Here is a 1,243-nt window from a genome sequence, read left to right as displayed (position 1 = left end):
TGTTTTAGGCTGCGCTGTTTGTCGTGAACCACTCGGACTCTACCTCGTTCGGTGTGCGGTAGGCAATTCCGGAGTGGAGTCGGATCTGGTTGTAGCGTAGTTCGATGTAGGCGGTGACGTCTTTGCGTGCGTGTTCACGGGTGGGGTATTCGGTGCGGTTGACGCGTTCGTTCTTGAGGGTGCCGTTGAATGACTCGGCCCAGGCGTTGTCGAAACAGTTGCCGGTGCGGCCCACGGACCGGATGGCGCCGAGTTCGTCGGCGACGGCGGCGAACTCGGCGGACAGGTACTGCGTGCCGCGGTCGCTGTGGAATATCGTCCCGCCGCGTCGGAACGGCAGGTTGCGGGCGGCCATGCGCAGCGCGTCGGCGACCAGCTCGGCGCGCAGGTGGTCGGCCATCGCGTAACCGACGACCTTCTTGGAGTGGCAGTCCAGCACCGTGGCCAGGTACAGCCATCCTTCCCAGGTGCGGATGTAGGTGATGTCGCCGACCAGTTTCACCGCCGGGGCGTCGGCGGTGAAGTCCCGGCCGACCAGGTCGGGCAGGCGCGCGGCGTCGCCGGCGATCGTGGTGACCGGCCGCCACGGCCGCGGCTGGCAGGGCACCAGACCCAGCCCGCGCATGATCGTGCGGACCGTCCCCGGGTCGGCGACCGTGCCCCGCCGGGCCAGCTCGGCATGGACGCGCCGGTACCCGTAGGTGCCGTCGGAATAGTCGAAACAGGACCGGACCGCGGCCTCCAGGACCTCCCGGCGGCGGGTGGTGGCCGACGGTTCCCGGTCGCGCCACGCGTAGTAGCCCGACCTGGACACCTTCGACCACCGGCACATGGCCACCACGGAATGGTTGCCTTCCTCGGAAGCGATGAACGCGTACTTCGCGGTCAACGGTGCTTCTTCGCGAAGAAGGCCACCGATTTTCCCAGGAACCGGTTCTCCTCCTCCAACTCCCGCACCCGCCGCTCCAGCTCCCGCAACCGCGCCCGCTCGTCCCCGCTCAATTCCGGATCGGTCGTGTCGTGCCCGGCACGGAACTCCCGGACCCAGTTCCGGATCGTCTGCCCGGTCACCCCGCAGTCACGGGCCACGTCGTCGACCGGCCGGGACTTGTCGACCACTTCCCGGGCCGCCGCCTCACGAAACTCGGCGCTGTGCCGCCGCGATTTCTTGTGTGCCACAACCACTCCGTTCAGTCACCCAATTCTACTTTGGGTCACTGTCCGAGATCCTTCAGGCACCTCA

1 protein-coding gene is annotated in these 1,243 nt (G+C 67.3%); it reads right to left on the bottom strand.

Annotated features, from left to right (window positions below; all coding sequences use genetic code 11):
- Positions 1–4: 4 nt before the first annotated feature.
- Positions 5–1,179, bottom strand: a protein-coding gene (locus tag ABD126_RS38540; protein ID WP_343940639.1) for an IS3 family transposase whose coding sequence is annotated in 2 segments (ribosomal slippage) — positions 5–924 and positions 924–1,179 — 1,176 coding nt in all. Because the reading frame shifts where the segments join, the coding sequence is not laid out codon by codon here.
- Positions 1,180–1,243 lie beyond the last annotated feature (64 nt).

Origin of the sequence: Saccharothrix mutabilis subsp. mutabilis (assembly GCF_039521145.1) — a bacterium.
Classification (GTDB): Bacteria; Actinomycetota; Actinomycetes; order Mycobacteriales; family Pseudonocardiaceae; genus Actinosynnema; species Actinosynnema mutabilis.
The sequence above is the reverse complement of the archived record's forward strand: the minus strand, read 5'-3'. Positions and strand labels throughout refer to the sequence as shown.